The organism is Streptomyces sp. NPDC052042, assembly GCF_044548345.1.
Taxonomy (GTDB): domain Bacteria; phylum Actinomycetota; class Actinomycetes; order Streptomycetales; family Streptomycetaceae; genus Streptomyces.
On sequence record NZ_JBIUBU010000031.1, the window covers coordinates 25,502 to 51,436 of the forward strand.

Here is a 25,935-nt window from a genome sequence, read left to right on the forward strand (position 1 = left end):
GTAAGCCCGCCTGCCGAACCAGGGCCCGCCCGGAACGCCTTCCCGGGCGGGCCCCCAGTCCCCTTCTCCCCCGGAGGAATCTCGTGGCCACCGCGCAACTCGCGCCCGGCGTCGTCCTCGTCACCGTCCCCCAACAGGGCCTCGCCGTCCGCACGCCCGACGGGAGGTTCCTGCGGGTGAACACGGGCACGGTGGACGAGAAGGAACTCCTCGCCCACCTCACCAACGGTGGTGCTGCGGACCCCCGACTTCTGCCCCTCGCCCAGGCCTTCGAGGAGGCGGGCTACACCGCCCGCACACAGGCACCCGCCCCGCTCGACGGACGCACCGTGGTCGTGCTCGGCGATCTTGAGCTTACAGAGCCGCTCACCCGGTACGTACGTGACGCGGGAGCCGACGTGCGCGGCGACCTCCACGTCACCGACCCCCACCGCACCGCCGTCGTCTGGTGCCTCGACAAGCCTGCCGCCGAAGGCATCTGGGAGAAGGCCGACGAGTTGCCCCGACGCGGTACGGCCTGGCTGCGCTGCCACCGCGAGGGCGCCCACGCCTGGCTCGAACCGCTTGCCTGCGGGCCAGGTGACGTCACCTCCGCACACGTACGGCTCCGTCGGCTCGCCGCGACCCCCGCGTACCGCGAACTTGCCGCCTACTGGGCCGGCCACGCCACCCCCGACGAGGCCCCCGGACACTCGCAGGCATCGGCCGCGCTCACCGCGGCACTGCTCACCGCAGACCTCATCGCCTGGGCGAACGGCGCGCCCCTGCCCGTACGGCGCCGGCTGCGCCGCATCGATCTGCGCGACCTCACCGTCACCGAACACCCCGTCCTGCCGGTACCGCGCGTCGCTCCGCTGGACCTGCGCCGATGACCACCACCGTCCGTATCGACGGCCTGGCGACCGACATCTGCCTTCCCCCGGCACCGGGTGCCCACCCCGCCGTGGTCATCCGTACTCCCTACGACCGCCGTCGGCACCGTGCCGAGTTGCGTGGCTGGGCCGACCGGGGTTTCGCCGCCCTCGCCCAGGACGTACGCGGCCGGCACGCCTCGCAGGGCGACTGGCACCCGTACGGCGCCCACGAACCCGAGGACGGCGGGACGACCCTCGACTGGATCCGCGCCCAGCGCTGGAGCAACGGCCACATCGTCGCCGCAGGCGCCTCGTACGCCGCGCACTGCGCCCTTGTCACACCCGGCGCCGACGCGGTGATCGCCGCCGTTCCCGCCCTCGGACTCGCCGAGACGGGCCGCGAGACCACCGGCCCCGAACGCCTCCGGGCCCGCGTCGGCTGGTGGTCCCAGTACGGCGCCCGAGCGCCCCGCACCCCGAAGGCAATGAAACACCTGCCGGTCAGCGAAATCCTCGACCTCCCGGCATGGCCCGCCCTGTGGCACGCGCCCCGCCGCGCCGTGCCCGGGACCCGCGTGCCCCTGCTCGCCGTCGGAGGCAGCCGCGACCCGTTCGCCGAGGACACCATCCGGCTCTGGCGGCACTGGCCCGGCCCCGCCCGGCTGCTCCTCGGCCCCTGGGGCCACCGGCTCACCGCGCAGCAGGCCCCCGAGGCACGTCCCGGCCACCGGCTCAACCTCGGCGAGCTCTACACCAGTTGGGCCCGCGCCGCACTCGCCGGCACCCTCGCGGGCCGAACCGGCGCGGTCGCGCTCGGCGGCAGCGATCACTGGTGCCGACCCCGGCCGGGCCACCCCGCCACCTTCGCCTTCGGCACCCGTCTGCGCCTCCTGAACGGCGCCGACTTCATTGCCGACCCCCACCACCCGGTCCGCTCCGACGACCTGAACGTCCCCGACCAAGGCACCCCGGACCGCTGCCTGCTGCTCTCACCACCCCTGCCGCGCCCCCTCGACATCCTCGGCCCCGCCGAAGCCCGCCTGGACGCCGTGGCCGACGCGCCTTGCGCCGACTGGGCCGTACGCCTCGTCGCGCTGGACCCCGCCGGCCGGGCAGAACCGCTCGCCACCGGCATCGTGCGCCGCACGGAGGACGGGCCCTTCACCGTCCCGCTCGGACACCTGGCCCGCCGCCTGCGCGCCGGGACCCGGCTCCGCCTCGAAGTCGCCGGCCACCACTTCCCGGCGCACGCCCGCAACCCGCACACCGGCGAGGACCCGGTGACGGCCACCCGCCTGCTGCCCTCCCACCGCACCGTGCGCACGCGCGGCAGCGCCTTGTGCCTCCGCGTCGACCGCGACGTCCGCCACCTCGATCCCGCCCAGGAGATCCTGACGTGACCATCGAATCCCTCGTGGACCCCATCTGCGGGCTCATACGCAGCGTCGAACCCGTACCGCACCCCACCGGAGCACCACCCCGCTACACCGCGATGACCGCCGACGTCTCCGACGCCCGCCGGTTCGGCGCGTGGCCCGCAGACCGGGTCTCGCTCGGCACCACCTTCGGCGACCCGGCCGGCGCGCGGATCGCAGCCATCGCCGAGGCAGTCGAACGGTACTGCGGCAACCGTGTGCCACCGAAGGGCCACCCCGACGCCCCGCGCCGTGCCACCGCCGCCGAACTCACCGCCGAGGGAAAGCGCCTGTATGGTCCGGCCGACGTCCCGGCCTACGCCCCCTGGCAGTACGCACGCGAGAATTTCCCCTACCGCCCCCTCACCCCCGACACCCCCGCACTGTGGGCTCGCGGCACCGAGGACGGCGAGGAGTGCTGGGCCCCCGTCGCACTCACCCACCTCAACTGGCGCCAGGGCGCCCACCGCCTGCTCCCGCGCACCCACCACCTCAATTACGCGGGCATCGCCACCGGACAGGGACTGGACGACGCCGTCGAACGCGCGCTTCTCGAAATCGTCGAACGCGACGCACTCGAACTGTGGTGGCACCTCGACGGCCCAACCCGCGGCATCGACCCCGCCAGCGTGCCCGGCCTGCCCGACGACCTCGCCGGCACCACCCTCGACGTGTGGATCGTCCAGATGCCCTCCGAGTTCGCCCCGTGCATGGCCGCGCTCGTCCACGATCCCGTCCGCGGTATCCACGCCGCCGGCTTCGCCTGCCGCTACGACCCCGCCGAAGCCGCCCGCAAGGCGGTCCTCGAAGCGGTCCACACCTGGGTCTTCACCCAAGGCACCACCGACGCCGACGGCTGGGTCTTCCGAGCCGTCGACGCGGGCATGCTGGCCCGCGGCCTCTACCTCGACCACCGCCCCGACCGGCGCTACCTCGACGCCAGCGGCGAGGACTTCGCAGCCGTACGCGACCTGGGCGCCCACGTCCAGGTATGGCTCGACCCGCGCATGGCCCCCTACGCCCGCCGTTTCACCGACCCCGCACTCGGCACCGTCCCCGTCACCGACATAGAACCCACCACACGCGCCGACCTCAGCTCCCACCTCGCAGGCCACCGCGTGGTCACCTTCGACCTGACCACCGAGGACATCCTCGAAACGCCCCTGCGCGTCGCCCGCGTCCTCGTGTCGGACCTCGTCCCGAACCAGCCCGCCGCCTTCGCCTACCTCGGCTGCCCGCGCTTCGCGCAACAGGCACTGTCACGACAGTGGCGCACCAGCGCCCCCGCCACCGCCACCGACTTCACCCTCGCGCCACCGCCCCACATGTGATGACGTACCTCCACACCGCCCTCGCCCGCTCCGCACAGCCGCCAGGCCCCGACATCCCGGCAGGCCGCCAGGTCACCCCGTGGCCCGGGAAGCCCCACCCCGTACCACCGAACCTGGACCGGCTCCTGCGCCTGTCCCTCGGGGGCAACCGCCTGCGCCCCGCAGCCTCCGCCGGCGCACTGCACCCGGTCAACGCACACCTCCTGCTGGGCCCGGACAACAGGCTTCCGCCCGGCCGATACGCCTACGATCCCGTACGCCACCGCCTGCTCGCGCGCGGCACCGTATCCGCCGACGCGCCGCCGGGCGCGGTCGCCGTCCTCACCGTCACGGCGCGGCGCACGGTGTCCCACTACGGCCATCGGGCATGGCCGTTGCTGCTCCTGGACACAGGACACGCGACCGCCGCCCTCGCGCTCGCAGGTGCACCGCAGTGGTGCCCGGACGCGGACATCGCCCTCCTCGCCGCAGCCGCGGGCCTTCCACCCGGCTGGCGCGGTGCCGAGCCGGAACATCCGCTCGCGGCCGTACGCCTGACTCCCGGACCGGCCGATGCCCTCGACCGCTGGGCGGCCTACGCACCCGGAGCCCCACCCCTTGCGACATCCCTCACCCCGCCGCCCGTCCTGAGAGAGATGTGGCACGCCCTCAGTTCCCTGCCCGGCACGACGACCTGGCGCCCCACGGCAGCTCCCGTACTGCCCGACACCGCTCTCTCGTCCCGCCGCAGTGCGGGGCCGCCCTTCCCCGTCGTACCCGCAAAGACCCTGCTCGAACAGGTCCTTGCGACCGCCCGCCGGGCAGCACCGGTCCCGTGGGACCTGCTGACGGCCCGCCAGCCCGGTGCCGCTTCCCGGCCCGGGGCCCCGGCCGCCCCCGCGGACCTGGCCGCCCGGGCTGCCGGCCAGTCACTGCTCCAGCATGTCGGTGCCCTGCTTGTGGCGCACGGCTGCCCCGACGACGCGCCATCCGCCCAGGTACGGCAGGACCACGTGCTCGCGGGCCACGCCGTCGGCCTCGCCCAAGCGGTCGCCGCCCACCTCGGTCTGGCCTCCCGCCCCATCGGCTCCTGGCAGCACGGCCCCTGCGGCCCGCCCCACATCATCCACGCCCTCGCCCTGGGCGTACGCACACAGCACACTGAAGGGACCGACCAGCCATGATGTTCCACCCGGAACTGCTGCGCGCCGCACGGATCGCGCGACGCCCCCTCCTGGGGGCCACCGCTCTGCTCGGTGCCGTGGCCGTCACCCATCTCGCCCAGGCCGTGCTGATCGCTGCGGCCCTGGCCCGCATCGCACGCGGTGAGATCTCCGGCCTGGCCGTATTGCTGGCCGCAGTCCTCGCCACCGTCGCCGTCCGCGCCCTGCTGAGTTACCGTCAGCGCACCCTTGCCGTCCGCGCCGGGGCACGCGTACGGATCGGTCTGCGCGACGAACTCCTCGAACGCCTCGCCGCTCTCGGGCCCCGACAGGGCCCGGACGGCCGTGCGGGCGCCGTACGCGCCACACTGGTCGACGGGGTGGAGGGCGTCGACGCGTACGTCTCCCGCTATCTCCCGCAGCTTCTGGTCACCTGCGTGCTGCCGCTTCCTCTCCTCACCGCCGTCGCGGCGGTGGAACCGTACGCACTGCTCGCCCTCGCCCCGGCGCTCCTGCTGGCCCTCTTCGCCCCGCGCTGGTGGGACAAGCTGCTCGCCCGCCGTGGCCGGGAACACTGGGGCTCGTACGAGGCGCTGTCCGCGGACTACCTGGAGGCGCTCCAGGGCATGCCGGTCCTCCGGGCGGCCGGTGCGGTCACCCGCACCCGAGCGCGTCTGGAGAAGCGATCGGCGGCCTTGCACCGCACCACCGTCGCCAAGCTGCGGGTCTCACTCGTCGATACCGGCATCACGGACCTCGCCGTCCAGGGCGGCACGGTCGCCGCCGCGCTCGTCGCATGCGTCTCGGCCGCGTCCGGCCGGACACCCGCCACCGGCACCTACCTCATCCTCATGCTGGCCTCCGAGTGCTTCCGCCCGATCCGGGACCTGTCGCGTGAATGGCACGCGGGCCACCTCGGCCTCTCGGCCGCCGACGGCATCACCAGGCTCCGTACGGCGAGGCCCGCCGTACGCGACGAAGGCACCGAGCGCGCTCCGCACCAACCGCCGCGGATCCGCTTCGACAACGTGCACTTCACCTATCCGGGAGCCGCACACCCCGCACTGCGCAAAATCACGTTCACCGCCGACCCGGGCCGCACCACGGCCATCGTCGGCCCTTCCGGCGCAGGCAAGTCGACACTCCTGGCGCTCCTCCTGCGCCAGTGGGACCCGGACGGCGGGAACATCACCCTCGACGGCACGGACCACACCGCCCACACCCTCGCCTCCCTTCGACGCGGCATCGCGGTCGTCTCCCAGGAGACCTACCTCTTCCACGCCTGCATCGCCGACAACCTCCGCCTGGCCCGCCCCGACGCGACCGACGCGGAGCTGCGAGCCGCCGCCGAGGCCGCCGGCATCCACGACGAGATCACGCGGCTGCCCGAGGGCTACGACACGCAGGTCGGCGAGCGCGGTGCCACGCTCTCGGGCGGACAGCGCCAACGCCTGGCGCTCGCCCGGGCGTTGCTCGCCGACGCGCCGGTCCTGGTCCTGGACGAGGCCACGAGCGCGGTGGACGAGCGCTGCGAGTCGCGCATCGGCCGCGAGCTGCTCCGAGCAGCGCGCGGCCGCACCTGCCTGGTCGTCGCCCACCGACTCGTCTCCGTACGGGACGCCGACCGGATCGTCGTCCTGGACAGCGGTCGCATCGACGCGGTCGGCACGCACACGAGCCTCCTGGCACAGGGCGGGCTGTACACGAGCCTGGTGGCCGCGGGACACGTTCAGGAGGCGGCGTGACCACCATGGCGACCAGGGCCGAGCACGGTGCCCTGCGGGCCCTGCTGCCGGTACTGGCGGCGCACAAGGCCATGACAGCACGGACTTTCGGTGCGGCGCTCCTCGATCGGGCGGCGCTCGTCGCGCTGGTGACGCTTGCCGCGCACACCGTCGGTACCGCGGTCGCGGAGCACTCCGCCCCGGCACCGGCCGTCGTCGCCGCTCTCGTCGCATTGGTTCTGCTGCGTTCATTCGCCACCTGGCGGGAGATGGACCTGTCGCACGACCTGGCGTACCGGGTGCTGGCCGAGTTGCGGGTACGGGTCTTCGACGGGCTGGCCCGCAGCGCGCCGGCGCGGATAGCCGGCCGACGCAGCGGCGATCTCGCGGCGGCGGCTCTGGCCGACGTGGAGGCGTTGGAGTTCTTCTACGCGCACGCCGTCGCACAGATCCTCGCCTCCGTTGTCGTCTTCGCGGCCGGCACGGTGGCCCTGGCCTTGGCCGACACCTGGCTGCTGGTCCCGGTCGTGCCCGCCGCCGGGCTGCTGGTCCTCGCGCCGCTGCTGGACGGCCGGACTCGGGCGACACGCGGTGCCCGCGCGCGCCGGGCCGCCGCCGAGCTGTCCGCAGAGGCGGTCGAGACCGTCGACGGGCTACGCGAACTACTCGCCTGCGGCGCACTGGAGCAGCGGCGCGCCGATCTGCGCAAGCAGGGCGAGCGGCTGGGGGAGGCACAGGGCTCCGAGCACGCGTGGGAGGCGGGCGCGGCGGCGGTGCGCGACCTGCTCGTGGTGGCGGCCGTCGTCGGGGTGGTCGGGGCGGCAGCGTACTCGCTCAGCGGGGCATGGGCACCGGCGGCCATGGCACTGGCGCTCGGCGTCCTCGCCCCGGTCGCCGATTGCGCCGCCGCACTCGGCCAGGCGGCCGGGCTGCGCGCGGCGGCATCCCGCGTCGGCGCAGCGATCCGCGCCCGGGCGGGGGCCCCCGCGCCCGTCGCGCCCCGCCCGGCGCCTGCCGGACCCCTGGGTATCCGGATGCGGGGAGTCCATTTCGACTACGGCGGTGCGTCCGTGCTCGACGGCCTGGACCTGACCGTCCACGCCGGTGAAACCCTCGCACTGGTGGGAGCGTCCGGCACCGGCAAGTCCACCTGCGCGCACCTGCTGGCACGCTTCTGGGATCCGACGCGGGGTGCCGTCGAACTGGTCGGGGTTGGTGGCCCGCCCGTGGACATGAGGGAAGTCGCGGAAGAGGAGATGCGCCGTACCGTCTCGCTCGTCGGCCAGGACACGCCGCTCTTCCACGGCACGCTCGCCGACAACCTGCGCCTCGCCCGCCCGGACGCCACCGAGGACGAGTTGCACACGGCCGCCCGCGTCTGCGGCGTCGACCGGATCGCCAAGGCCCTGCCCCACGGATACGACACCCAGGTCGCAGAGCGCGGCGCGACCCTTTCCGGCGGGCAGCGCTCCCGCATCGCCCTCGCGCGAGCGCTGCTGACGAACCCACGGGTCCTCGTCCTGGACGAGACGACGGCCCACCTGGACACTGCGGGGGACGCGGAGTTGTCGGCGGCACTCGCTGCCGCGTCCCGTGGGCGTACGACGGTGGTCATCGCCCACCGGCCGGCGACCGTAAGGCGCGCGGACCGGATCGCGGTCCTGGAGAACGGCCGGATCGCGGAGACCGGCACATGGGACGAGCTTTCCCGTGCGGGCGGGGCGTTCTCCCGAGTGCTCACCCGGTGACAGACCGGGAGCCGGGCAAGCCTCGCTGCGGCTGACCACGTACAGCGACGCCGCCCCTCCCACCGGACACGGGGAAGGGGCGGCGTCGCCGCACAACGGCCCGGGTCAGGCCGGCGAGGCATGCTTCGCCGGTGCGGCAAGCGGGGAGCGCCGGCCCTTCTCCACCGCGCGCAGCTGCTCCCGGTCGGCCTCGGGGCGTGCGTCGACCACCGCGTCGACGGGCGTGGTGCAGAGCGCGACGTCGACGGCCCCGGCCCGCGAGGTGCCGAAGCGGACCTCGGTCGACTGCGGCGAGCGGACCCGTCCCAGCCGCACCATGCTCCGGTCGGCCAGCAGGCCGCGGTCGACGCACCGCCGTACCACGAAGGCCGTCACGTTCGCCTTCTGTGCGGGGTGTTGGGTTCTGCGGTGGATGCCGATGAGGAACTGTCGTTTTTGTGGGGTGTGTTGGTCGGCTTCCTTTTCCTGAACGGCTGTTCGGCCTCGGGCGTGCTGCGTCCAGTCCTGGTCCAGGCGGTCGGCCAGGCCGGCGGCGGTGAAGGCGGACGACATCGACGATGTCGTGCTCGCCGAGGCCGTCGAGCACGGTGCGGACGGCCCGTACGGCGTCGGCCGCGTCGTCGCCGGTCACCGTCATCTGCGCCCTGGCCTCGATCGCCGAGACCAACTGGTCCCGCAACCCCGGCCCGGCGGGGCTCTCTGACGAGCGCGTGTCCACGGGCTGCCTTCCTCACGGCATCGGTGCGGCTCCAGCCCACCAAGAGCACCACACCGACAGGGTCAACTCCCCCAAAAGCAGTCCGAGGTACTCGTACGTGTGGTAGTTGGGAGTCTTCGCTTCCTTGTCTGGGGTGGTTCTCGGTCCGGTGTCCGGTCTTAGACGTCGTTTCATTTGGTGAGTCGGAGGTAGCCGATGAGGGCTGCTGCTATGCCGACGAAGGCGAGGAAGTGTTCGGCTTTGCGTTCGTAGCGGCGGTGCAGGCGGCGGCAGCCGGCGAGCCAGGAGACCGTCCTCTCCACGACCTAGCGGTGGCGGCCCAGGCGTGTGGAGGACTCGATTCCCTTGCGGGCGATGCGGTGGCGGATGCCGCGTTTGCGGAGCCTGCGGCGCAGGTGGTCGTAGTCGTAGCCCTTGTCGGCATGGAGCTTTGCGGAGCGTCGGCGGCGGGGGCCGCGGCGGGAGCGGATGGGTGGGATCCCGCGCACGAGCGGTTCCAGGCCGGGGCTGTCGTGCATGTTGGCGCCGGAGATGCCCAGTGACAGGGGCAGCCCGCTCCGGTCGGTGATCAGGTGGATTTTCGATCCGCTCTTGCCACGGTCGGTCGGATTCGGTCCGGTCAGCGGCCCCCTTCTGCCGCCCGGACACTGACGGAGTCGATCGCGCACCGCGACCAGTCCAGCCGCCCTCGGGCACCGAGTTCGTCGAGGACGGCCCGGTGGAGCCTGGCCCAGACGCGGGCCCGGCTCCACTGGGCGAACCTGCGGTAGACCGTGGGCCAGGCCGGCCCGAACACCGGCGGCAACTGCCGCCAGGTACAGCCCGAAGTGGCCACGAAGATGATCGCTGCCAAAGTCTCACGGTCACCCGCCCGCCGCCGGCCCCCACCCTGCGGACGCCTCACCTCAGTCGGCGGAACCACCCGCCGGAACAACACCCACAACTCATCCGGCACCAACCGCTCAACCAAGTCCGCCATGCACGGCTCAACGACCGACTACACCAAAGGAAACGACGTCTAAGTTGCCGGTATTGAGGCTGGTGCTGCCTGCCGGAGGCCGCACCGGCCGAGGTCGGCACGGCCACCCGCTGGACCTCGGGCGGAGAACGCGATGGAGACAGCGCAGGGGCGCATCCCCGTGTGGGGACCGCGCCCCTGACGTCACAGCCTCATGAGACCTCGGCCATGCATCAGCTGGTGAAGATGAAGTACTTCCAGCCTCCGTGCGTCGTCGAGTTCACGGTGTCCCCGGAACCGGAGTTGATGTACGAGGAGCGCACGCGGGCGCGGATGCCGGACTTGCCGGAGTGGCCCAGGTTGACGGCCGACTTTCCGTTGGTGCCGAGCTTGAAGTACTCGGTGGTCCCGTCGTACCACTTGCCCTGGTAGTACACCTGGAGTTCGAGCCGCTGCTTACGGCCCTTGTAGTAGCTCATCGTCGTCGTGGAGATGACGTCGGTGTTCTTGCGGAAGTAGTAGTACGTCGTGGAGCCGATCCTGCCGGTCTTGTAGTGCTTGGACAGCGCCGTCGAGACCTTCACACCGGCGTACGCGGTGGACTTGACCGACTTCGGGGCGTAGCGGGCGTCACCCTTGAACACGGCGGTGACCGTGGTGTCCCGGGTCATGTCCAGGATGACCGACAGGTTGCCGCTGGAGTTGACCTTGCCGGTCTTCATCAGCTTCTTCGGCTTGTCCGCCCCGAAGGGGTCGGCCCAGATCTCGACCGTGCGGTTCGTGTACGTCGTGCCGAGGTGCGCCGTGAACGTGACGTCCTTGCCGTAGGCGTACGCCTTGCCGTTGTTGTTCAGCGTCAGCGTGGGCGTGGCGCGGTGTACATCGACGGTGTCCGAGGCGGTCGCCGAGGAGTGCGTGGCGTCACCGGCGTACGTCACCGTGTACGTGACCTTGCCGCCGGCCGGCGGGGTGTCCGTGAAGGAGAACGTGCCGCCCGTGCCGAGGGGCTTGGTGCCGAGCGACTTGCCCTTCGGCGACTCCATGTCGGTGCGGGTGACGGCCAGCGGGGTCCCGGCGGGCAGCGCGAGGCCGGTGGTGAGCGAGCCCTTGACCGTGAGCGACTTCGCTCGGGTGGCGGTGGTGGGGGCGTCGACCTTGAGCGTGCCGACGTACTTGCGGGGCTCGTCGATGGCGTGGAACTGAGTGGCGTCGTTGGACCCGGTCAGCACGAACAGCTTCCCGCCGTCGGCCGACCAGTTCATCGAGTGCCCGGACCAGGGCATCCAGTTGTGCGACAGGTTGCGGACACTGGCGGGCTTGTCGCTGCCGCCGGAGAAGACGTATGTGTCGCCGCGGTCGTCGGTGTCGAGGACGGTCGCCGCGACCGTGCCGTCCGGAGCGACACTGACCATCTCCGGTTCGTCGGGGACGGGGTAGGTGCGCACCTGTTCCAGGTCCGAGAGCCGGTACTCGGTGAGCGCCCGCTTCCCGGGCCCTGCCACGACGACGTTCTGGCCGTCCGGGGTGAGGGCCGCATCCTTGTAGAAGCCGCCCTTCTCGGCGGACACGCGGATGACGGGGGTGCCGGTGGAGATGTCGTAGACGATGATCGGGGCGGAGCTGATGTGCGCGTCGAGGGCAAGCAGCGTGCCCGGGTTGTCGGGGTCCGCGTAGAGCTCGGGCGGGCTCGCGAAGTCGTGTCCGGCCGCCAGGTCCAGTGACACCGTGGGCGTCTCGGCGGTCAGGTCGACGGAGCCGAGCCCGGAGCTCCACTGGTTGCCGTACCCGAACCACAGCTTGCCGTCCGCGTAGGCGAGCCGCGAGGGGATGGTCTTGTCGCCGGTCGGGTACTCGGCGGTCTGCGTGAGCGTCGCGGTGTCGATTGCGACGATCTTGTCGGCGCCGTGGAGCGCGGCGTACAACGTGCCCGAGTCCGGGCTCAGTTCGAGGTCACGGACCTGGGCCAGGCCGGTGAGCGTGGTGACGACCTTGCCGTTGTAGTCGGTGACGACGATCTTGTCCCGGTACCGGTCGCTGAAGTACAGCCGCTGGTGGACGCCGTCGACGACCATGTCGTCAGCGTCCCAGACCGCGATGGGCCTGGTGGTGTCGGCGGACGCCGGTGCGGCGGTGAGTACCGCCGAACTGAAGAGGACCGCCAGTGCCGTGGCAGCTGGGAGAGTGCGCATACGCACGTGGGTTCGAACCCCCCGGAACGAGTGTGGGGCCACTACGTGCAGTTGTCGGGTGGTAGTTGCTGTGTGCGACCTGTGCTGCACGTGTGACGAGTGAGCGAAGAATAGATCATGCCACCGACAACATGACCAGCACCCCTGCCCGAAGCGTCCGGTGGGTCTTCGGAGCGATGCTGCCGCTGTACTGCCAACAGGTGCGGGGCGAGACCGCGTTCTCGGCCGGCATGCTGCTCGCCCCCAGTTGGTCGGCACGATCATCGCCTCGTTGTACGTCGGCAGGCGACCAGTGCGACCTCGGTCATCCAGCGTCTCGGCGGCTCGTTCGGCACCCGAACCCTGGCCCCGGACCGCACGAGAGGCCATCGGAACGGAGTTCTCATCGCTCTCGAAGCCGCCGACGCCGACAGGTCACCGGTCTCCTTGCCGAGTACGGCCGGGCCGGGCCCGACGGCGTGAGGAGCGGCGGGGGTGGAGGGTCGCCGGGACCGCCAGGGCGCCAGGGGATGGTGGCGGGGCCGTGGGAGACAGGCGGGAGATCAGGGCCGTCACCGCGGTCTCGGCGATGGTCTCGGGGTGCAGGGTCACGGTGCTCACCGGCGGGTCGTTGTCGGCGTAGGCCCGGTCCTCGCTGGCGCAGACGAGGAGCAGGTCGTCCGGGATCCGCAACCCGTGGCGGGCCGCCGCGGCCAGGACCTGGCGGCCGCCGGGGTCGTAGACGGCGTAGAGCGCGTCGCAGGCGCGGGTGGCGAAGACCGCGTCGAAGCCGTGGCCCGGGGCGTCGCCCGGGTCGAAGGTGAGGAGCAGTGGCGCCTGTCCGCGCTCGTGGCACCACTGCTCGTACGTACGGGTCACGACCCGGGTGTAGTGCTCGTCGCCGTACCCGGCGTGCAGGGCGATCCGCCGGGCGCCCGAGGCCGCCAGGTGGCCGAGGACCTCGCGGGTGGTGGCGGTGTGGTCGTTGTCGACCCAGACGTCCCCGGGCCTCGGATCGACGGGGCGGCCGTCGAAGACGAGCGGGATGCCCCGGGCGCGCAGCGCACGCAGCACCGGGTCGTCCGTGGGGCTGTCGAGGAGCAGCATGCCGTCCACGGCGAAGGTGTGCCAGGGCGTCTCGGCCCCGCAGGTGGCGGGGAGGATCGTCAGGGCGTAGCCGTGGGCGTGCGCGGTGGCGGCGGCGGTGGTCAGGAGCCGGGCGAAGTAGGGGACTTCGAGGAAGTTCCAGCCCGATCCGGCGTAGGTCGTGACGGCCACGCCCAGGGTTTTTCCGGCCCGTGGGATCCGCTGGGAGCCGTAGCCGAGCGTGGTGGCCACCTCGCGGACCCGGCGGCGCGTGGATTCGGCGAGCCGGCCGGTTCCGTTGAGAGCGTGCGAAACAGTGGCGGTGGAGACCTCCGCGGCACGTGCCACATCGGCGAGAGTGGGCCCTGACATGGCGGTCATCCTACGGATTCCGTCGTTCCGGACGGGTTCTGGTTACGGCGTTAATCAAAGAAGGTCCGGCCACAGCGAATGCAGCCCAACCCTTGGAGTGGTCATGACTTCTTCTCTCGCCCGGCGGAGTGTGCTTGCCGCGGGTGCGGCCGGACTGGTGGGTGTGGCGGCCGGTCCCGCGGCCGCCGCGCACCAGAGTGCCTTGCATCGGAGTGCCGCGGCCCTGATCATCCACAACGCACGGGTGTTCACCGGGCTCCCCGGCGCCCGCCCCGTCGAGGCCGTGGCCGTCGGGCGCGACGGCCGGATTCTCGCCACCGGCCAGGGCCGCGAACTGCGCCGCCTCGCCGGACGGGACACCGAGATCGTCGACGCGCGCGGGGCGACCGTGATGAGCGGCATCCACGACGGCCATGTGCACCCGCTCGGCGCGGGCGAGAGTTCAATGCGCCCCTCCCTGGAGGGCGCCGAGACGACCGCCGAGGAACTCCTCGAGATCCTCACGGGTTTCCTCAAGGACACACCCGGCGAGGAACCCGACGGCTGGCTGGTGGTCTCGGACTGGAACCCGGTCGGGCTGCTGCCGCAGGGCACCCTGCCGCACCACTCCCTGCTCGACGCCCTGCCCACCCGCCGCCCGATCGCCCTCATCGGGGCCGACGGCCACAACGCCTGGGTCAACGCCCGCGCCCTTCAGATCGCCGGCATCACTGCGGCGACCCCCGATCCGGTGGGCGGAAAGATCGTGAAGGGGCCGGACGGGAAGCCCAGTGGAGTACTCAAGGACGACGCCCAGGGCCTGGTCACCCGCCACATCCCGGAGCCGAGCGAGGCCGAACTGGTCGACGCCTGCTCCCGGGTCCTTGCCCAGGCAGCGGCCTCCGGGGTGACCACGATGATGGACGCGCTGGTCGGGCGGGATGAGTTGACGACGTACCAGGCCCTTGCAAAGGCGCGGAAGCTGCCGCAGAGGATCGTCCCCGCGATCAGGATCGACTCGGACCTGGCGAAGGACCCGGCGGCGGCGCTCGCCCATGCGCGCGGGCTGCAGCGCGCGTTCCGGGACGTACCGGGGCTGAGGTTCGGGATGATCAAGGTGTACCTCGACGGGGTGATCGAGTACCCGGCGCAGACCGCGGCGCTCCTGGAGCCCTATCTGGACGGCTCCGGAAACCCGACGGACAACCGGGGCGAGCTGTATGTCTCAGGGCAGGATTACGGGCGGCTGGCCGCGGCCTTCAACAGGGCCGGCTGGCAGATGCACGCCCATGGGCTCGGTGACCGCGCGGTGCGCGCGGCACTCGACGGGTACGCGTACGCCCGGCGCACGACCGGGCTGTGCGACGCCCGGAACGCCATCGCACACCTTCAGTTGGTGGACCCGGCGGATCTGCGGCGGTTCGCCGCGCTGGACGTGATGGCCTGCATGCAGCTCCAGTGGGCGGAACAGGACGTGTGGACGATGGACGCCCTCCTGCCGTACATCGGGCCCGAGCGGCACCGGGGGATGTACCCTGCCCGCTCCCTGGAGCGGCACGGCGCCCGGCTCTCGGGCGGTTCGGACTGGCCGGTGGACCCGCTCCAGGTGTGGAACCAGATCCGTACGGCAATCGACCGCACGGGCGCGGAGGGCGACGGGCCGCTCTACCGGGAGTTGGAGGGGCTGAGCCGTACGTCGGCGCTGCTGATGCACACGTCCGGGACGGCATGGCAGCTGCGCATGGACCGGCTGACGGGAACGGTCCGCCCTGGTCTGGCAGCGGACCTGATCGTTCTCGACCGTGATGTGATGAAGTGCCCGGAGGCAGACATCAGCGACACCCGTGTCGAGCTGACCCTGGTGGGAGGCAAGGTCGTCCACGACGCACGCTCCGCGGCCGGCCGGGCTGCCGCCGCGCGGCTCGACCGGGCCGCCGCCGCGCCCCGCCCGTCGACGTACGCGGCGATGCACGGTGGACGGCACCAGGCCTGCGGCCACGGCGACCACCGGCCGTAGCGGTTCGGCCTTGCCGAGGCCCGGCCGAACCGCCGCGCCCGAGCCGCTGCGCACGCCGCGGGTCCGTCCGTACCCGCTCCTGCCGTGTGCGACGTGGCGTACTGCGCGCTGATCGGTCCCGGGCCGCGGTCGTGCTCTGCGGTCATGGGCTTCGCATCTCACGGGCTTCGCGTCGCGGACAGCCCCCTCGTCACAACAGCGCAGCGGAAGAGAGGCGGGCACTCACAGGAGTGTCCGCCCCTACGGCACACAGCCACCGACCGCGCCAACGGGCTCGGGGTGAGCTGGAGGACTCGTTGCACCGGCGGGCACAGCGCGCGCAGACGTGCGAGGGGAGGAAGACACGGTGAGGAAGCAGATGGGGTTCCGGTGGAACCTGCGCCGGCTGACAGCGGGCCGGGACATGTTCCAGCCCCCCGACCTGGTGCCGAAGCTGGCCGAGTACGGGATCCACCTGTCGCGGGAGCAGGTGCATCGGCTGGTGACCCAGGATCCGCAGCGCCTGTCGATGGACACCCTGGCCGCGCTGTGCGGGATCCTGCAGTGCACCCCGGCCGACCTGATCGAGGTGGTCGAGGTGCGCACGCAGGTCGTCAAGCCGGCCGCCTCCGACGAGAGCGCGGTCTCTGCGGTGGCGCCGCCCGCGGTTGTGGAACCTCACCGACCCGACCAAGCCGATTCCCCCGGCGCAATCCCTGACCGGACACGCCGGCGGCGTGATGCAGGTGGGGTTCAGCCCCGACGGGCAGACCCTGGCCACACGAGGTGAGGACTGGGTGACGCGCCAGTGGGACATGAACGTCGAGCATGCCATCGGCCGAATCTGCGCCGTCACCCGCAAGACGCTCACGCGCGAGGAATGGCGCCGTCATGTCGGCGACATCCCTCGCTACACCCCGCCGTGTACATGATCCAGCCGCGAGTCGCCCCGCGCCCGTGGCGTGCGCAAGACGTCACCTGCCCAGATTGCAGCCAAGGCCCCAGTGCCCGCCGCAAGAGCCCGGGCGGACCGCATCGCTCCCGCGTCGAACGGACGAGCAAGTTCTTCCGAGGGCCAAGGAGCAGAGGTAGGCACCGCGTCACGCGTTACGGCCCATAGTGCTGGATCGCGTGCCGAGGGAAAGCTCGGCTCCTCCAGCCTGGCGGTGCTCCGACCTCGCGCACAGCGTCGAGTCCCTCACGCAGGACGGCACCACGGCGCACCTCGCCGTAATCCGCAAGCAGGTGACCGGCGGCGCGAAGAGGGTTGAGACGGGGCACAGCCTCCCCGTCTCCCTGCCCCCGGTCATGGAGGCGGCCGCGTACCAGGAGGTGGAGGCAGCCATCGACACGGCAGGCATCCGGCACGGCGCTTCACGCACCGAGATCATCGTCGGTGGGGACGGGCGGTGTGTGGTCATCGAGCGCCCGGCTCCGTAAGGAGTGCCTGGCCCTGTCGGAGACCGTCGGCACGCACCCGTACTGGGCGTCGTTCACCGGCGAGGAGCTGGCGACGCGGCGGATGGAACTGAAGGCGGCCACCCAGCCCGAGGCTGTTGCGGCCGACGTCACTCTCGGAGCCTGAGCCGGATGAACCTGTATGGGCACAGGAACGGGCTGCACCTCAGAACGCCGGCACATCCCTGGTCAAGCCGGGGGATTTACCGGTTCGGGTATTCGCCTGCTGGAGCCGGCGCGGGTCGGGCAGGGTCTGTGGATGAGCACTTCGGCCCGGGTCGGTGTGCCACGCCGGGACGGTGGAGGAGAGGGGATGGTCATGTGGGAGTCCGAGGAGTTCGGCACCGAGCACGAGGGCCGGCCCGGCGTCCTGCTGGCCGACGGCACCGAGCCCGGCCCGGTGTACTTCGATGCCGGGAGCGGGTCCACGGTGCACCGGAGCACCGACTGGCGGGTCTACGACGGCACCCTCGGTGCCCCGGCCGCCACCCACCTGCGCGGCGCCTGCTCCTGCGGGTGGCGCGGCACCCGGCACTGCCCCCTCGACTGGGAAGCGGCCGACCGACGACGCCCCTACCTCACCGACACCACCGGCCCCGAACGCGACTGGAACGCCCACATCACCGACGTACAGAACCGCACAGCCCCGGTTCCCGCGGAACTGCTCGCCCTCCTCGACCAGGCCGAGAAACGCCTCCCCAACCTCGCCGCTGAGAATCCCCTGGCCGCCCTTCGTGCCGTCGCCACCCTGGAACGCCTCATCCGACAGGCGGCCGGCGATGCCGCGCTCAGCCTCGACACCCCCAATGGCCCTTCCTGGGACACGATCGGCCAGGCACTCGGCATCAGCGCGGAGACCGCCCGCTCCCGCCTCACCCGCTACGCACTCGGCCGCTGAACCTCGCAGGGCAAGCATCCGACACCCAGCACGGCCGCCCGCCCCGGACCCGGTCTATCTCGTACAGGCGCGAGAAACACCTCGCAGGGACAAGAACGACCCCCGGAGGGTGAAACCCGGCCACCGGGCTCCGGACCGCCACCAGGGGCCCTCCTGGTGCGCCATCGCACTTTGCCGCCGACCCTGCCCGAGCCCGAAACCCCGCCAGACCGCCGCCGGTTCCGGCCGGGCACGCTCAGGGGAACTGGTCAGGTTTACCCAGGTGCGGTGCCGGGGCCGGCGGGGCCGGTCCCGAGCGGGCGCCGACGCCCACTCGGGACAGGTGCAAGGGAGACATCGGCCTCCAGTGTCGATGTTTGAAGGAGTGTCTTGACACGTTCGCGTGGAGTGCTTCGGCCCACCATTCGTTCACGTACTGTGTCTGAGCGCATGCGTGCAGTGACGGATAGCTCGATCGTGAGCGTAATGGCCGAGTCAGAACAGAGGAGTTCCTATGCGTCTTCGATCCGCCTGTGTCAGCTTCGCCGTGGCGCTGGGCATTACCGCACTCGCCGCGGGCACCGCAAACGCGGTGGGGCCGTTGAGCGGCACCAAGGTCCGCAACTGGCAGACCGGCTACGTGCTCGGCGTCGCTGGCAACTCGACGGTCGGCGGTGCCCAGATCCAGTACCAGCAGGACACCGGCGACCTGGCGCAGAAGTGGGCCATCGACCCGGTCACCAGCAGTACCTTCCTGCTGCGCAACCTCAACAGCGACATGTGCGTGACAGCAGTGGGCGGAGGTAGCACCGAAGCTCTCCAGCAGCGTCCGTGTGACTCCCGCTGGGACGAGCAGATCTTCAGCATGGAGGCCTCCAGCAAGCCCAACCGGTACCAGCTCAAGAACCAGGCCCACAACCTGTGCCTGAACCCCGGAACCACTGCCGCCAACGCCTACGCCAGAGTTATCGCCTGCGGCGACACCAACAACTACAACACCCACTCGTTCGACGTCCGCTGAGCAACCGCTTCGCCTCCTGAGCTGAGCGTTCGCCCACCTCAGGGGGCGAACAGCGCTGGCCTGGGTGCTTGCCGGTCTCCGGTGCCCTCAGGCTGGGCGGTTCACAAGCACCGGGGCGGCGGGCAGTACGACTTGCGGCCCGGCCCGCGGGCCACCCGCCCGACGCCAATCGGCTTTGCCGCCTGAACACCCCCGCACCCCAGCCGCCTCGAGCCTCATAGCCCGGGGCGGCACCTTGCCGACGACCCGGTTGCGACCAGGCCCCCGCCCGCCGAACCCTGCAAGGCACACGAAACCGGCGACGGCGCCGACTCGCACGCCGCGCAGTCTCACCGGTTCCGGAACGGCTGCGCCCCGGGGACCAGAGTGTGCTGGTTCCCAGGGCGCGGGAGGCCGGGGAAGAAGAACGATCACCAGAGGGTACGAAGACAGAGGAAGACTTATGGCCAGCGCCTGTAAGGCACGGTTTCGAATCTCCACGGTCACGGCTGCACTCACTGCCGTCAGCGGCTTGCTGCTGGCGATTGCAGCGCCTGCGAGTGCCGAAGTGAAATCCACCTGCGGCACTTTCATCTGCGTCGCCACCGCTTTCCAGGGCCGCGACTACGTTCAGGACATCACCGTCACCACGAGAGATGGCCTGCCGGGGACGCTGCGTGCGTTCGTCGGCGACTACCGGGGGAGCAAGGCGAATGTTTCGCGGTGGCGGTTCGCCGTCAACCGGGAGATCAGGGCCTACCCGAGGCTGGCCGTCTGCGGCGGTCTCGATAGCGGGGGGCGGGTCATCGAGAACCACTGTGTGATGATCCCCTGAACCCGCACGAGCCTTCCCACCTCACCTGTGTACGGCAACACGGCCGACCATCCGGGCCGGGTGCGCCGGTATCCGTCGGACATGACGGACGCGGAGTGGGCGGCCGTCCGGCCGCTGCTGCCGGTGCCGGCCTGGCTTCAGGGGCGGGGCGGGCAGCCCGAGGGCTACTGCCACCGCCAGATGCTGGACGCGATCCGCTACCTGGTCGCGGGCGGGATCTCCCGGCGGGCGATGCCCGCGGACTTCCCCGATTGGGGCCGGGGCTATGCCTTCTTCCTCCGGTGGCGCGAGCACGGGCTGATCGCGGAGTTCCATGACCGGCTGCGCGGCCGGGTCCGTGAGCGCGAGGGCCGTGAGGCCGAGCCCACGGCGGGGATCATCGACGCGCAGTCGGTACGGGCCGCCGCGACGGTGCCGGCCGCCTCACGCGGTTACGACGGCGGGAAGAAGGTGCCGGGCCGCAAACGGCATATCGTGACCGACACGCTCGGTCTGCTTCTGGTCGTCGCGGTCACCGCCGCGAACATCGGCGACCGGGACGCCGCTGTGGGACTGCTGACGCGGCTGCGCCGCCTGCACCGCGACATCGCCCTTGTCTGGACCGACGGCGGCTACACCGGCGGCCTCGTCGACTTGGCACGCGAGAAACTCGCCCTGGCCTTGGAGATCGTCAAACGCACCGACGACATGACAGGGTTCGTGGTGCTGCCAAGGCGCTGGGTGGCAGAGCGCACGTTCGCGTGGCTGAGGAACTCCCGCCGCCTGGCGAGGGATTACGAGACGCTGCCCGCTACCAGCGAGGCGATGATCCGGTGGTCGATGGTCACGCGGATGAGCCGGCGTCTGGCCCGGCCACGGGCAGCCGGCCAGGGCTGAACGTCCCCGACGCTTCCAGCCGGAGCCACCCGCGCCCCGCCAGCCGCCTGGCCTTCGAGCGCACCCCCTCGACCTTCGCCGGCGTCGTCTCCAGGCCCACCGGGGCGGCCGAGACGGGCCGGGCGGCCCTGGACGGTGCCGGTCAGGCCGGCAGCGATGACAGCGTCGACGTCGGCGGCGGGGGTGTGCTCGGGTGCCGCGGCGAGGATCGCCCGGGCGAGCGGGTGCTCACTGCGGGACTCCAGTGCGGCCCGCCACGGCCAGCACCTGTTCGCGGGAATGGCCGTCGAGGGAGGAGACCTGGACGACGGCGGGCTGGTTGCGGGTCAGGGTGCCGGTCTTGTCCAGGGCGACGGCACGGATTCGGCCCATCGCCTCCAGGGCGGCGCCGCCCTTGTCGATCCAGGTACGCGGCTCGCCAAAGATGCTGCCGGTCAACGCGATAACCGCGGCGAGGATCACGATGCCCGGCACCAGGGGCTTGGCGATGGTGTCGGCGAGGCGCTGGGCTGCGCCCTTGCGGGACTGCTCGGCCTCCACGATCCGCACGATCCGGGCCAGGGAATTGTCGGCCGCGGTGGCGGTGACGGTGACCTCGATCGCGCGGGTGCCGTTGATCGACCCGGCGAACACCGCATCGCCCTCGTCCGCTTCCACCGGCACGAACTCGCCGGTCAGTGCGGAAACATCCAGGGCGGTGCGGCCAGTACGGATGGTTCCGTCGGTGGCCAGCCGCTCGCCGGGGCGCACCAGCAGCACATCACCGGTCTTCAGGTCGGCCGGGTCGAGCGTGACCTGCTGACCGTCACGCAGGACAGTGGCCTGGTCGGGGACCAGGGACAGCAGAGCCCTGAGGCCGCGGCGGATGCGGGCCAGGGAGTACTCCTCCAGGCCCTCGCTGATGGAGTACGAGAACGCCAGCATGGCCGCCTCGGCGACCTCGCCCAGGATCACCGCACCGACGGCGGCGATCGTCATCAGCGTGCCCACGCCGATCTTGCCCTTGGCCAGGCGCCGAAGAGCGGCCAGGAACGAACGTCCACGCCCCAGCAGCCAACGCGGCCGCGTACAGCCCTGTCTCCACCACCTTGGACCCGCCGGCCAGGCCGGTGAGGAACGCGGCAAGCAGGAAGACACCGGCCACCGCGGCCCACTGACCTGCCACCGCTGCCGCCTGGCGCGCGGGGGAGCTGGGCTGCGGCTCCTGTTGCGTCCCCGCCTCATCCTGGGCCTGGCCCGCGTCAGCACCATCGACCCGCGCACAGACGCCGCACTCCGGCGCGAGAGGGACGGTGCCCGCTTCCAGCAGCAGGCTGAGACGGTGGTTGCCGCCAGGGGGCGTTCCTTGACGCCTGCCGCGAGGACCTTGCGTATGCGACGAAGCGGTGGCAGCTGCTGCGCCAGTACAAAGAGCGCTGCTTCCAGCGCGACTTGGCGATGGCGTTGACATCCTCACAGGCGATCGCTGTACCCTCGGGCAACGTTGGAGCCCAGCTCCACGTCAGAGGTATGCCCAGCCGGTATGCAGGCACCGTACTGCGGGCCCGGCCCGAGTCGCCAGGACGCGCCACGTGTCCGAGGCGGGGACGTGCCCTCTCCCTTGGAACTCGATACATGAGCCACCTGATGAGTACCGTTTCCCGGAAGATCGTCGGCATGGCCGTCGTCGCTGCCGTCCTGGCCGTCGGTGCTGCTGCCCTGGCCAAAGCGTTGTTCGTCCAGGCGACCACGACGCAGGCCGCGGCCGTGACGCTGCCGCCCACACACGCCGGCTTCGACTACCAGATCGGAAGCGCCTACCCCCCGTCGGCCGGAGCCACGGTGGTCACCCGTGACCACACCGCCTCCCCGGCGGCGGGCCTGTACAACATCTGCTACGTCAACGCCTTCCAGGCCCAGCCGGGAGCCGAGGGCGAATGGGCCTCGGACCTGCTGCTGCGCGACTCCGCGGGCAAGGTCGTCTACGACAAGGACTGGGGCGAGGCCCTCCTCGACATCAGCACCGACGCCAAGCGTAAGCGGATCACCGACAAGATCGGAGGCCTGATCGACAGCTGCCGGGACAAGGGCTTCCAGGCCGTCGAGCCCGACAACTACGACAGCTACACCCGCTCCGGGAAGCGCCTGACCGCCGACCACGCGCAGGCCTTCATCAAGCTGCTGTCCGCCCACGCCCACGCGGACGGCCTGGCCATCGCCCAGAAGAACACCTCGGAACTTGCCGACAACCGCACCGCCAACGGGCTCGACTTCGCCGTGGCGGAGGAGTGCGGCCAGCACACCGAGTGCGGCGACTACACCAGTGCCTTCGGCAACAACGTCATCGTGATCGAGTACACGGACGCCGGAAGGTCAAAGGCGTGCAAGACGTGGGGCGGCACGCTGAGTATCGTCCAGCGCGACCTGGACGTCTCTCCGGCCGGCAGCAGCGGATACGTCCGCAAGACCTGTTAGCCGTCCCCCTCAGGGCCCGTCGGCCCCCAGACCACCGGATCCACCCGCGGGCCTTGTCGCGGCCGCGTTTCCTGCCCCCGGCCACAGGTCCGAGTCCGGCGGCGCGCCGGGCTCTACGAGCTGGTGCGTGATAGCGGGGGAGGGGGTCGGGGCTCAGCCGTGGCAGGCGCGTGTCGAAGGGCGACGTCTCGATACCCGTGCCGGTGCCCGGAAGCGGGCCGCGTGCGCAGGGCACGCGCGAAGCGTGCTCATGCTCGCCACGTTCCTTAGCCTGCCACCCGAGCGCTCATGGGGCGGCGGCCATGCTCGCTCTCGGCGGGGTGTGCACCGTCCCCGCATATCGCCGGGCGAAGTCCGTGTCACCATCAGCGGTGATGGTGAAGTCGTACCGCCCGCCGTTCGCAGGCCAGCTCATGCCGACCCGCTCGTGCGGACCAACCAGTTGGGTGCGCGCCGTGCCGCCGAAGTCGTTCGGAGTGAGCGTAAAACGTACAGTGGACCCTCCGTCGTTGCCCAACAACAACTCGACCCACGCCTTGTGCTCGCTGGTGCTGCCCAGGACCGCCGTCACCCGAGGAACAGTGGCGTCGGTCTGGTCGGCCTCTGCTACCGTCCCCGCGAAGCGGCGGACGAAGCCGTCGGCGCCGTGAACCGTGAAGTCGTAGCGTCCGCCGGTACGGACCGCGTCCCACACATAGGTGGCGGTGCCGCTCGGCGCGACGGTGAACGGCGTTCCGGCGAAGGGCCGCGCGATGTTCGGGAACACCGTGAAGGGGAAGGCCACAGTACCCTCGTTGGCAAGAGTGCAGACGACCTTGCCTGTGGCGCGGTCCACGGCGACGTCGGCCCAGGGACCGTAGGGCAGAGGCCGGCGCGGGCGCGCACCACCCGGCTCCTGGGTGGGCATGACCTGTGCGCCGGGCGCCGGCGGCTCCACCGGCGGCAGCCGCGACGCCGCATCGGCTCGTTCCATGAGTGCGCGTGTGTCCGGCAGTGCCGGGACCGAGAAGTCGGGTCGGGTGAAGTCGAAGCAGCTCGTGAGGTCACCGCACACGGCTCTGCGCCAGGGCGAGATGTTGGGCTCGCGCACGCCGGTGACGAGTTCCAGGAAACGCAGCACGGAGGTGTGGTCGAAGACCTGCGAGTTGACCCACCCTCCGCGCGACCATGGAGATATCACCCACAGTGGGACACGGTTGCCCAGCCCGATCGGTTGCCCGTCCACGAACTCGTCAGGGGTTCCCGCGGGCGGGAACGGCGGCACCACGTGGTCGAAGTAGCCGTCGTTCTCGTCGTACATCACGAGGAACACCGTGTGCCGCCACACCTCCGGGTTCGCGAGCAGTGACTGGAGAGCGGTGTTCACCCAATGCGCGCCGTAGGCGGGGCTGGCGGTCGGATGCTCGCAGAACAGGTAGGGCGAGACCAGCCAGGACACCGTCGGCAGGGTGCCGTCCTTGCAGTGCGCGTCGAACGCCGACAGATCCCATTTCGTCATCGCGTTGATGGAGCGCGGGTCGTCTTTGCCGAAGGCGTGGAACTGGCCGAAGTACTCGAGGGCGTTGTCCTCGTAGTTGCCGTGGCGCTCGTCCAGGCCGGGCGTGTGGTAGACGCGCCAGGTGATGTCGGCGGCCGACAGGCGCTCCGCGTACGTGGTCCAGTCGCAGACCGGGCTTCCGGGCAGCGGTGTGTTGTCGATCCACGGGCCGGTCGTGCCATCGCGGCCCGGGCCGGCCGTGCCGGTCCACAGGTAGAGGCGATTGGGGCTGGTGGGTCCGGCCAGTGAGCAGAAGTACGCGTCGCACAGCGTGAAGGCGTCGGCCAGCGCGTACTGGTAGGGGATGTCCTCGCGGGTGAGGTAACCCATGCTCTGCTCGCCCTTGGCGGACGTCCAGCGGTTCATCGCGCCGTTGTTGATGGCTTCGTGACCGCTCTCCCAGTCGTGCGGCAGGCCGTCCGCGTTCTGCGCGTCGAACTTCGTGGAGTCCATGCGGTAGGGCAGCAGGAACCCGCCGTCGGGCCGTGCCAGGGAGGGCTGGCGGAAGACGTTGTCGCCGTTCGGGAACGTCAGTGCCTGGCGGTCGTCGAACCCGCGCACGCCGTTCAGCGTGCCGAAGTAGTGGTCGAAACTGCGATTCTCCTGCATCAGGATCACGACGTGGCGGATGTCGTCCATGGCGTCAGTTCCTTTCCGCTGATGTAAGAAGGAAGGCGAGCAGGGCCAGGTCGGCACGCTCCAGGGAGTCGAGGACGGTCCGGTTGGCCGCAGACGGGATCGGTACGGTGGAGGGCACGGCCAGCACCGCGCACCCGGCGGCCTCGGCCGAGGCGACACCTGTGGGCGTGTCCTCGACGACTATGCATGCGTGCGGTTCGACGCCCAGGGCGGCGGCCGCGGCGAGGTACGGGTCAGGTGCGGGCTTCGTGCGGACAGTGTCCTCGACTGCGAGGGTCAGAGCGAACCGGTCCTCGCCCAGTGCCTTGCGTACAAGGTCGACGACATGGCGCGGTGAAGCGGAGACGATCGCCGTGGGTACGCTGGCCGCGGCCAGTTCGTCCAGCAGATGCCGTACGCCCGGGCGCGGGACGACCTCGCGGGCGACACGGGCGGCGAAGGCCGCATCCAGCTCGGTGGTGAGCGCGTCGAGGCCGGGGGCCGCGGGGCCGCCAGTGCGGTTGAGGTGAGCGGCGGTGTGCGCGGCTGGGCGGCCCAGCACATGCGGCAGGTCCGCGTCAGTCAACGGTCGCCCGTGCCGTTCGGCGACCTGTTCTGCTGCGGCCCACCACAGCCGTTCGGTGTCGACGAGGGTGCCGTCCATGTCGAACAGGACAGCGGCGGGAAGGGCGGAGGGCGCGATGCGATGGTTCAAGGTGAGTTTCTCCGGTACATGGCGAACGGGCGGATGCGCGGGCTCCCCGCTTCAGCCGCCGGACGTGAGGCAGG

Annotated in this window: 22 protein-coding genes and 2 pseudogenes; 17 read left to right on the forward strand and 7 right to left on the reverse strand. The window is 71.3% G+C overall.

Translation table 11 applies throughout. The features are described 5' to 3' along the window. Window positions 1-83: 83 nt before the first annotated feature. Genes ACIHCL_RS32265 through ACIHCL_RS32290 form a run of 6 tightly spaced genes read left to right on the forward strand, consistent with a single transcriptional unit; the run spans window position 84 to window position 8,214 of the window. On the forward strand, window positions 84-872 hold the full coding sequence (locus ACIHCL_RS32265; RefSeq protein ID WP_399867589.1) for a hypothetical protein: 789 nt from the start codon (window positions 84-86) through the stop codon (window positions 870-872). Further along, a complete protein-coding gene (locus ACIHCL_RS32270) occupies window positions 869-2,254 on the forward strand; it encodes a CocE/NonD family hydrolase (protein ID WP_399867591.1) in 1,386 nt (461 codons plus the stop codon). Before ACIHCL_RS32265 ends, ACIHCL_RS32270 begins: the two co-directional genes overlap by 4 nt. Beyond that, window positions 2,251-3,600: a YcaO-like family protein gene (locus ACIHCL_RS32275; RefSeq protein ID WP_399867593.1), complete on the forward strand. Its 1,350-nt coding sequence runs from the start codon at window positions 2,251-2,253 to the stop codon at window positions 3,598-3,600. Before ACIHCL_RS32270 ends, ACIHCL_RS32275 begins: the two co-directional genes overlap by 4 nt. Then, window positions 3,600-4,763 (forward strand): hypothetical protein, encoded by a 1,164-nt coding sequence (locus tag ACIHCL_RS32280; RefSeq protein WP_399867594.1) that lies wholly within the window; start codon window positions 3,600-3,602, stop codon window positions 4,761-4,763. The genes ACIHCL_RS32275 and ACIHCL_RS32280 overlap by 1 nt, the downstream gene beginning before the upstream one ends. Then, window positions 4,760-6,487: an ABC transporter ATP-binding protein/permease gene (locus tag ACIHCL_RS32285; RefSeq protein WP_399867596.1), complete on the forward strand. Its 1,728-nt coding sequence runs from the start codon at window positions 4,760-4,762 to the stop codon at window positions 6,485-6,487. Before ACIHCL_RS32280 ends, ACIHCL_RS32285 begins: the two co-directional genes overlap by 4 nt. 5 nt (window positions 6,488-6,492) lie before the next feature. After that, the gene (locus ACIHCL_RS32290; RefSeq protein WP_399867659.1) at window positions 6,493-8,214 is read left to right on the forward strand and encodes an ABC transporter ATP-binding protein; all 1,722 of its coding nucleotides are present in this window, start codon (window positions 6,493-6,495) and stop codon (window positions 8,212-8,214) included. 105 nt (window positions 8,215-8,319) lie between these two features. Here the strand turns inward: ACIHCL_RS32290 and ACIHCL_RS32295 are convergent, their stop codons facing one another. Then, a complete protein-coding gene (locus tag ACIHCL_RS32295; RefSeq protein ID WP_399867598.1) occupies window positions 8,320-8,766 on the reverse strand; it encodes a hypothetical protein in 447 nt (148 codons plus the stop codon). Between ACIHCL_RS32295 and ACIHCL_RS32300 the strand changes: the two genes are divergently transcribed. Further along, window positions 8,750-8,917, forward strand: a complete 168-nt coding sequence (locus tag ACIHCL_RS32300; RefSeq protein ID WP_399867600.1) for a hypothetical protein — start codon at window positions 8,750-8,752, stop codon at window positions 8,915-8,917. The genes ACIHCL_RS32295 and ACIHCL_RS32300 overlap by 17 nt on opposite strands. 185 nt (window positions 8,918-9,102) lie before the next feature. On the opposite strand, the pseudogene ACIHCL_RS32305 reads toward ACIHCL_RS32300, so the two are convergent. From ACIHCL_RS32305 to ACIHCL_RS32315, 3 genes and pseudogenes are all read right to left on the reverse strand, one after another. Then, window positions 9,103-9,911 (reverse strand): annotated as a pseudogene (locus ACIHCL_RS32305) (IS5 family transposase). A gap of 212 nt (window positions 9,912-10,123) precedes the next feature. After that, on the reverse strand, window positions 10,124-12,085 hold the full coding sequence (locus ACIHCL_RS32310; RefSeq protein ID WP_399867602.1) for a YncE family protein: 1,962 nt from the start codon (window positions 12,083-12,085) through the stop codon (window positions 10,124-10,126). A 408-nt stretch (window positions 12,086-12,493) separates the two neighbouring features. Continuing rightward, window positions 12,494-13,516 carry a LacI family DNA-binding transcriptional regulator gene (locus ACIHCL_RS32315; RefSeq protein WP_399867604.1) on the reverse strand — a complete coding sequence of 341 codons (1,023 nt, stop codon included), beginning with the start codon at window positions 13,514-13,516 and terminating at the stop codon, window positions 12,494-12,496. Window positions 13,517-13,619: 103 nt separating this feature from the next. On the opposite strand from ACIHCL_RS32315, the gene ACIHCL_RS32320 reads away from it, so the two are divergent. The 9 genes and pseudogenes from ACIHCL_RS32320 to ACIHCL_RS32360 all read left to right on the forward strand — a co-directional run bounded on the left by ACIHCL_RS32320 (window position 13,620) and on the right by ACIHCL_RS32360 (window position 20,537). Beyond that, complete coding sequence (locus ACIHCL_RS32320) at window positions 13,620-15,512, forward strand: amidohydrolase (RefSeq protein WP_399867606.1); 1,893 nt, start codon at window positions 13,620-13,622, stop codon at window positions 15,510-15,512. 358 nt (window positions 15,513-15,870) lie between these two features. Continuing rightward, a pseudogene (locus ACIHCL_RS32325) lies at window positions 15,871-16,182 on the forward strand (helix-turn-helix domain-containing protein); the annotation flags it as partial. 106 nt (window positions 16,183-16,288) lie between these two features. After that, on the forward strand, window positions 16,289-16,423 hold the full coding sequence (locus tag ACIHCL_RS32330; RefSeq protein WP_399867661.1) for a hypothetical protein: 135 nt from the start codon (window positions 16,289-16,291) through the stop codon (window positions 16,421-16,423). 199 nt (window positions 16,424-16,622) lie between these two features. Beyond that, window positions 16,623-16,931, forward strand: coding sequence for a hypothetical protein (locus tag ACIHCL_RS32335; protein ID WP_399867608.1), 309 nt, complete (start codon window positions 16,623-16,625; stop codon window positions 16,929-16,931). After that, window positions 16,903-17,076, forward strand: coding sequence for a hypothetical protein (locus ACIHCL_RS32340; protein WP_399867609.1), 174 nt, complete (start codon window positions 16,903-16,905; stop codon window positions 17,074-17,076). The genes ACIHCL_RS32335 and ACIHCL_RS32340 overlap by 29 nt, the downstream gene beginning before the upstream one ends. 186 nt (window positions 17,077-17,262) lie before the next feature. Further along, complete coding sequence (locus tag ACIHCL_RS32345; protein ID WP_399867610.1) at window positions 17,263-17,847, forward strand: hypothetical protein; 585 nt, start codon at window positions 17,263-17,265, stop codon at window positions 17,845-17,847. Between the two features lie 493 nt (window positions 17,848-18,340). Next, window positions 18,341-18,847 (forward strand): RICIN domain-containing protein, encoded by a 507-nt coding sequence (locus ACIHCL_RS32350; protein ID WP_399867611.1) that lies wholly within the window; start codon window positions 18,341-18,343, stop codon window positions 18,845-18,847. 442 nt (window positions 18,848-19,289) lie between these two features. After that, a complete protein-coding gene (locus ACIHCL_RS32355) occupies window positions 19,290-19,661 on the forward strand; it encodes a hypothetical protein (RefSeq protein WP_399867613.1) in 372 nt (123 codons plus the stop codon). An 81-nt stretch (window positions 19,662-19,742) separates the two neighbouring features. Beyond that, on the forward strand, window positions 19,743-20,537 hold the full coding sequence (locus ACIHCL_RS32360) for an IS5 family transposase (protein WP_399867614.1): 795 nt from the start codon (window positions 19,743-19,745) through the stop codon (window positions 20,535-20,537). 228 nt (window positions 20,538-20,765) lie between these two features. Here the strand turns inward: ACIHCL_RS32360 and ACIHCL_RS32365 are convergent, their stop codons facing one another. Further along, a complete protein-coding gene (locus tag ACIHCL_RS32365; RefSeq protein ID WP_399867616.1) occupies window positions 20,766-21,527 on the reverse strand; it encodes a hypothetical protein in 762 nt (253 codons plus the stop codon). Window positions 21,528-22,163: 636 nt separating this feature from the next. Here ACIHCL_RS32365 and ACIHCL_RS32370 point away from each other — a divergent pair. After that, a complete protein-coding gene (locus tag ACIHCL_RS32370; protein WP_399867618.1) occupies window positions 22,164-22,991 on the forward strand; it encodes an endo alpha-1,4 polygalactosaminidase in 828 nt (275 codons plus the stop codon). A 286-nt stretch (window positions 22,992-23,277) separates the two neighbouring features. On the opposite strand, the gene ACIHCL_RS32375 is transcribed toward ACIHCL_RS32370, so the two are convergent. Both ACIHCL_RS32375 and ACIHCL_RS32380 read right to left on the reverse strand, forming a co-directional pair. After that, the gene (locus tag ACIHCL_RS32375) at window positions 23,278-25,167 is read right to left on the reverse strand and encodes a phosphocholine-specific phospholipase C (protein WP_399867620.1); all 1,890 of its coding nucleotides are present in this window, start codon (window positions 25,165-25,167) and stop codon (window positions 23,278-23,280) included. 4 nt (window positions 25,168-25,171) lie between these two features. Next, complete coding sequence (locus ACIHCL_RS32380) at window positions 25,172-25,861, reverse strand: HAD family hydrolase (protein WP_399867622.1); 690 nt, start codon at window positions 25,859-25,861, stop codon at window positions 25,172-25,174. Between the last annotated feature and the right edge of the window lie 74 nt (window positions 25,862-25,935).

What these genes read in the sequence shown, in the direction of transcription:
- ACIHCL_RS32285 (WP_399867596.1), top strand. Translation starts at nt 4,760, where the DNA reads ATGATGTTCCACCCGGAACTGCTGCGCGCCGCACGGATCGCGCGACGC.
- ACIHCL_RS32315 (WP_399867604.1), bottom strand. Translation starts at nt 13,516, where the DNA reads ATGTCAGGGCCCACTCTCGCCGATGTGGCACGTGCCGCGGAGGTCTCC.
- ACIHCL_RS32295 (WP_399867598.1), bottom strand. Translation starts at nt 8,766, where the DNA reads ATGTCGTCCGCCTTCACCGCCGCCGGCCTGGCCGACCGCCTGGACCAG.
- ACIHCL_RS32360 (WP_399867614.1), top strand. Translation starts at nt 19,743, where the DNA reads ATGACGGACGCGGAGTGGGCGGCCGTCCGGCCGCTGCTGCCGGTGCCG.
- ACIHCL_RS32270 (WP_399867591.1), top strand. Translation starts at nt 869, where the DNA reads ATGACCACCACCGTCCGTATCGACGGCCTGGCGACCGACATCTGCCTT.
- ACIHCL_RS32375 (WP_399867620.1), bottom strand. Translation starts at nt 25,167, where the DNA reads ATGGACGACATCCGCCACGTCGTGATCCTGATGCAGGAGAATCGCAGT.
- ACIHCL_RS32345 (WP_399867610.1), top strand. Translation starts at nt 17,263, where the DNA reads ATGGTCATGTGGGAGTCCGAGGAGTTCGGCACCGAGCACGAGGGCCGG.
- ACIHCL_RS32320 (WP_399867606.1), top strand. Translation starts at nt 13,620, where the DNA reads ATGACTTCTTCTCTCGCCCGGCGGAGTGTGCTTGCCGCGGGTGCGGCC.
- ACIHCL_RS32280 (WP_399867594.1), top strand. Translation starts at nt 3,600, where the DNA reads ATGACGTACCTCCACACCGCCCTCGCCCGCTCCGCACAGCCGCCAGGC.
- ACIHCL_RS32290 (WP_399867659.1), top strand. Translation starts at nt 6,493, where the DNA reads ATGGCGACCAGGGCCGAGCACGGTGCCCTGCGGGCCCTGCTGCCGGTA.
- ACIHCL_RS32350 (WP_399867611.1), top strand. Translation starts at nt 18,341, where the DNA reads ATGCGTCTTCGATCCGCCTGTGTCAGCTTCGCCGTGGCGCTGGGCATT.
- ACIHCL_RS32370 (WP_399867618.1), top strand. Translation starts at nt 22,164, where the DNA reads ATGAGTACCGTTTCCCGGAAGATCGTCGGCATGGCCGTCGTCGCTGCC.
- ACIHCL_RS32355 (WP_399867613.1), top strand. Translation starts at nt 19,290, where the DNA reads ATGGCCAGCGCCTGTAAGGCACGGTTTCGAATCTCCACGGTCACGGCT.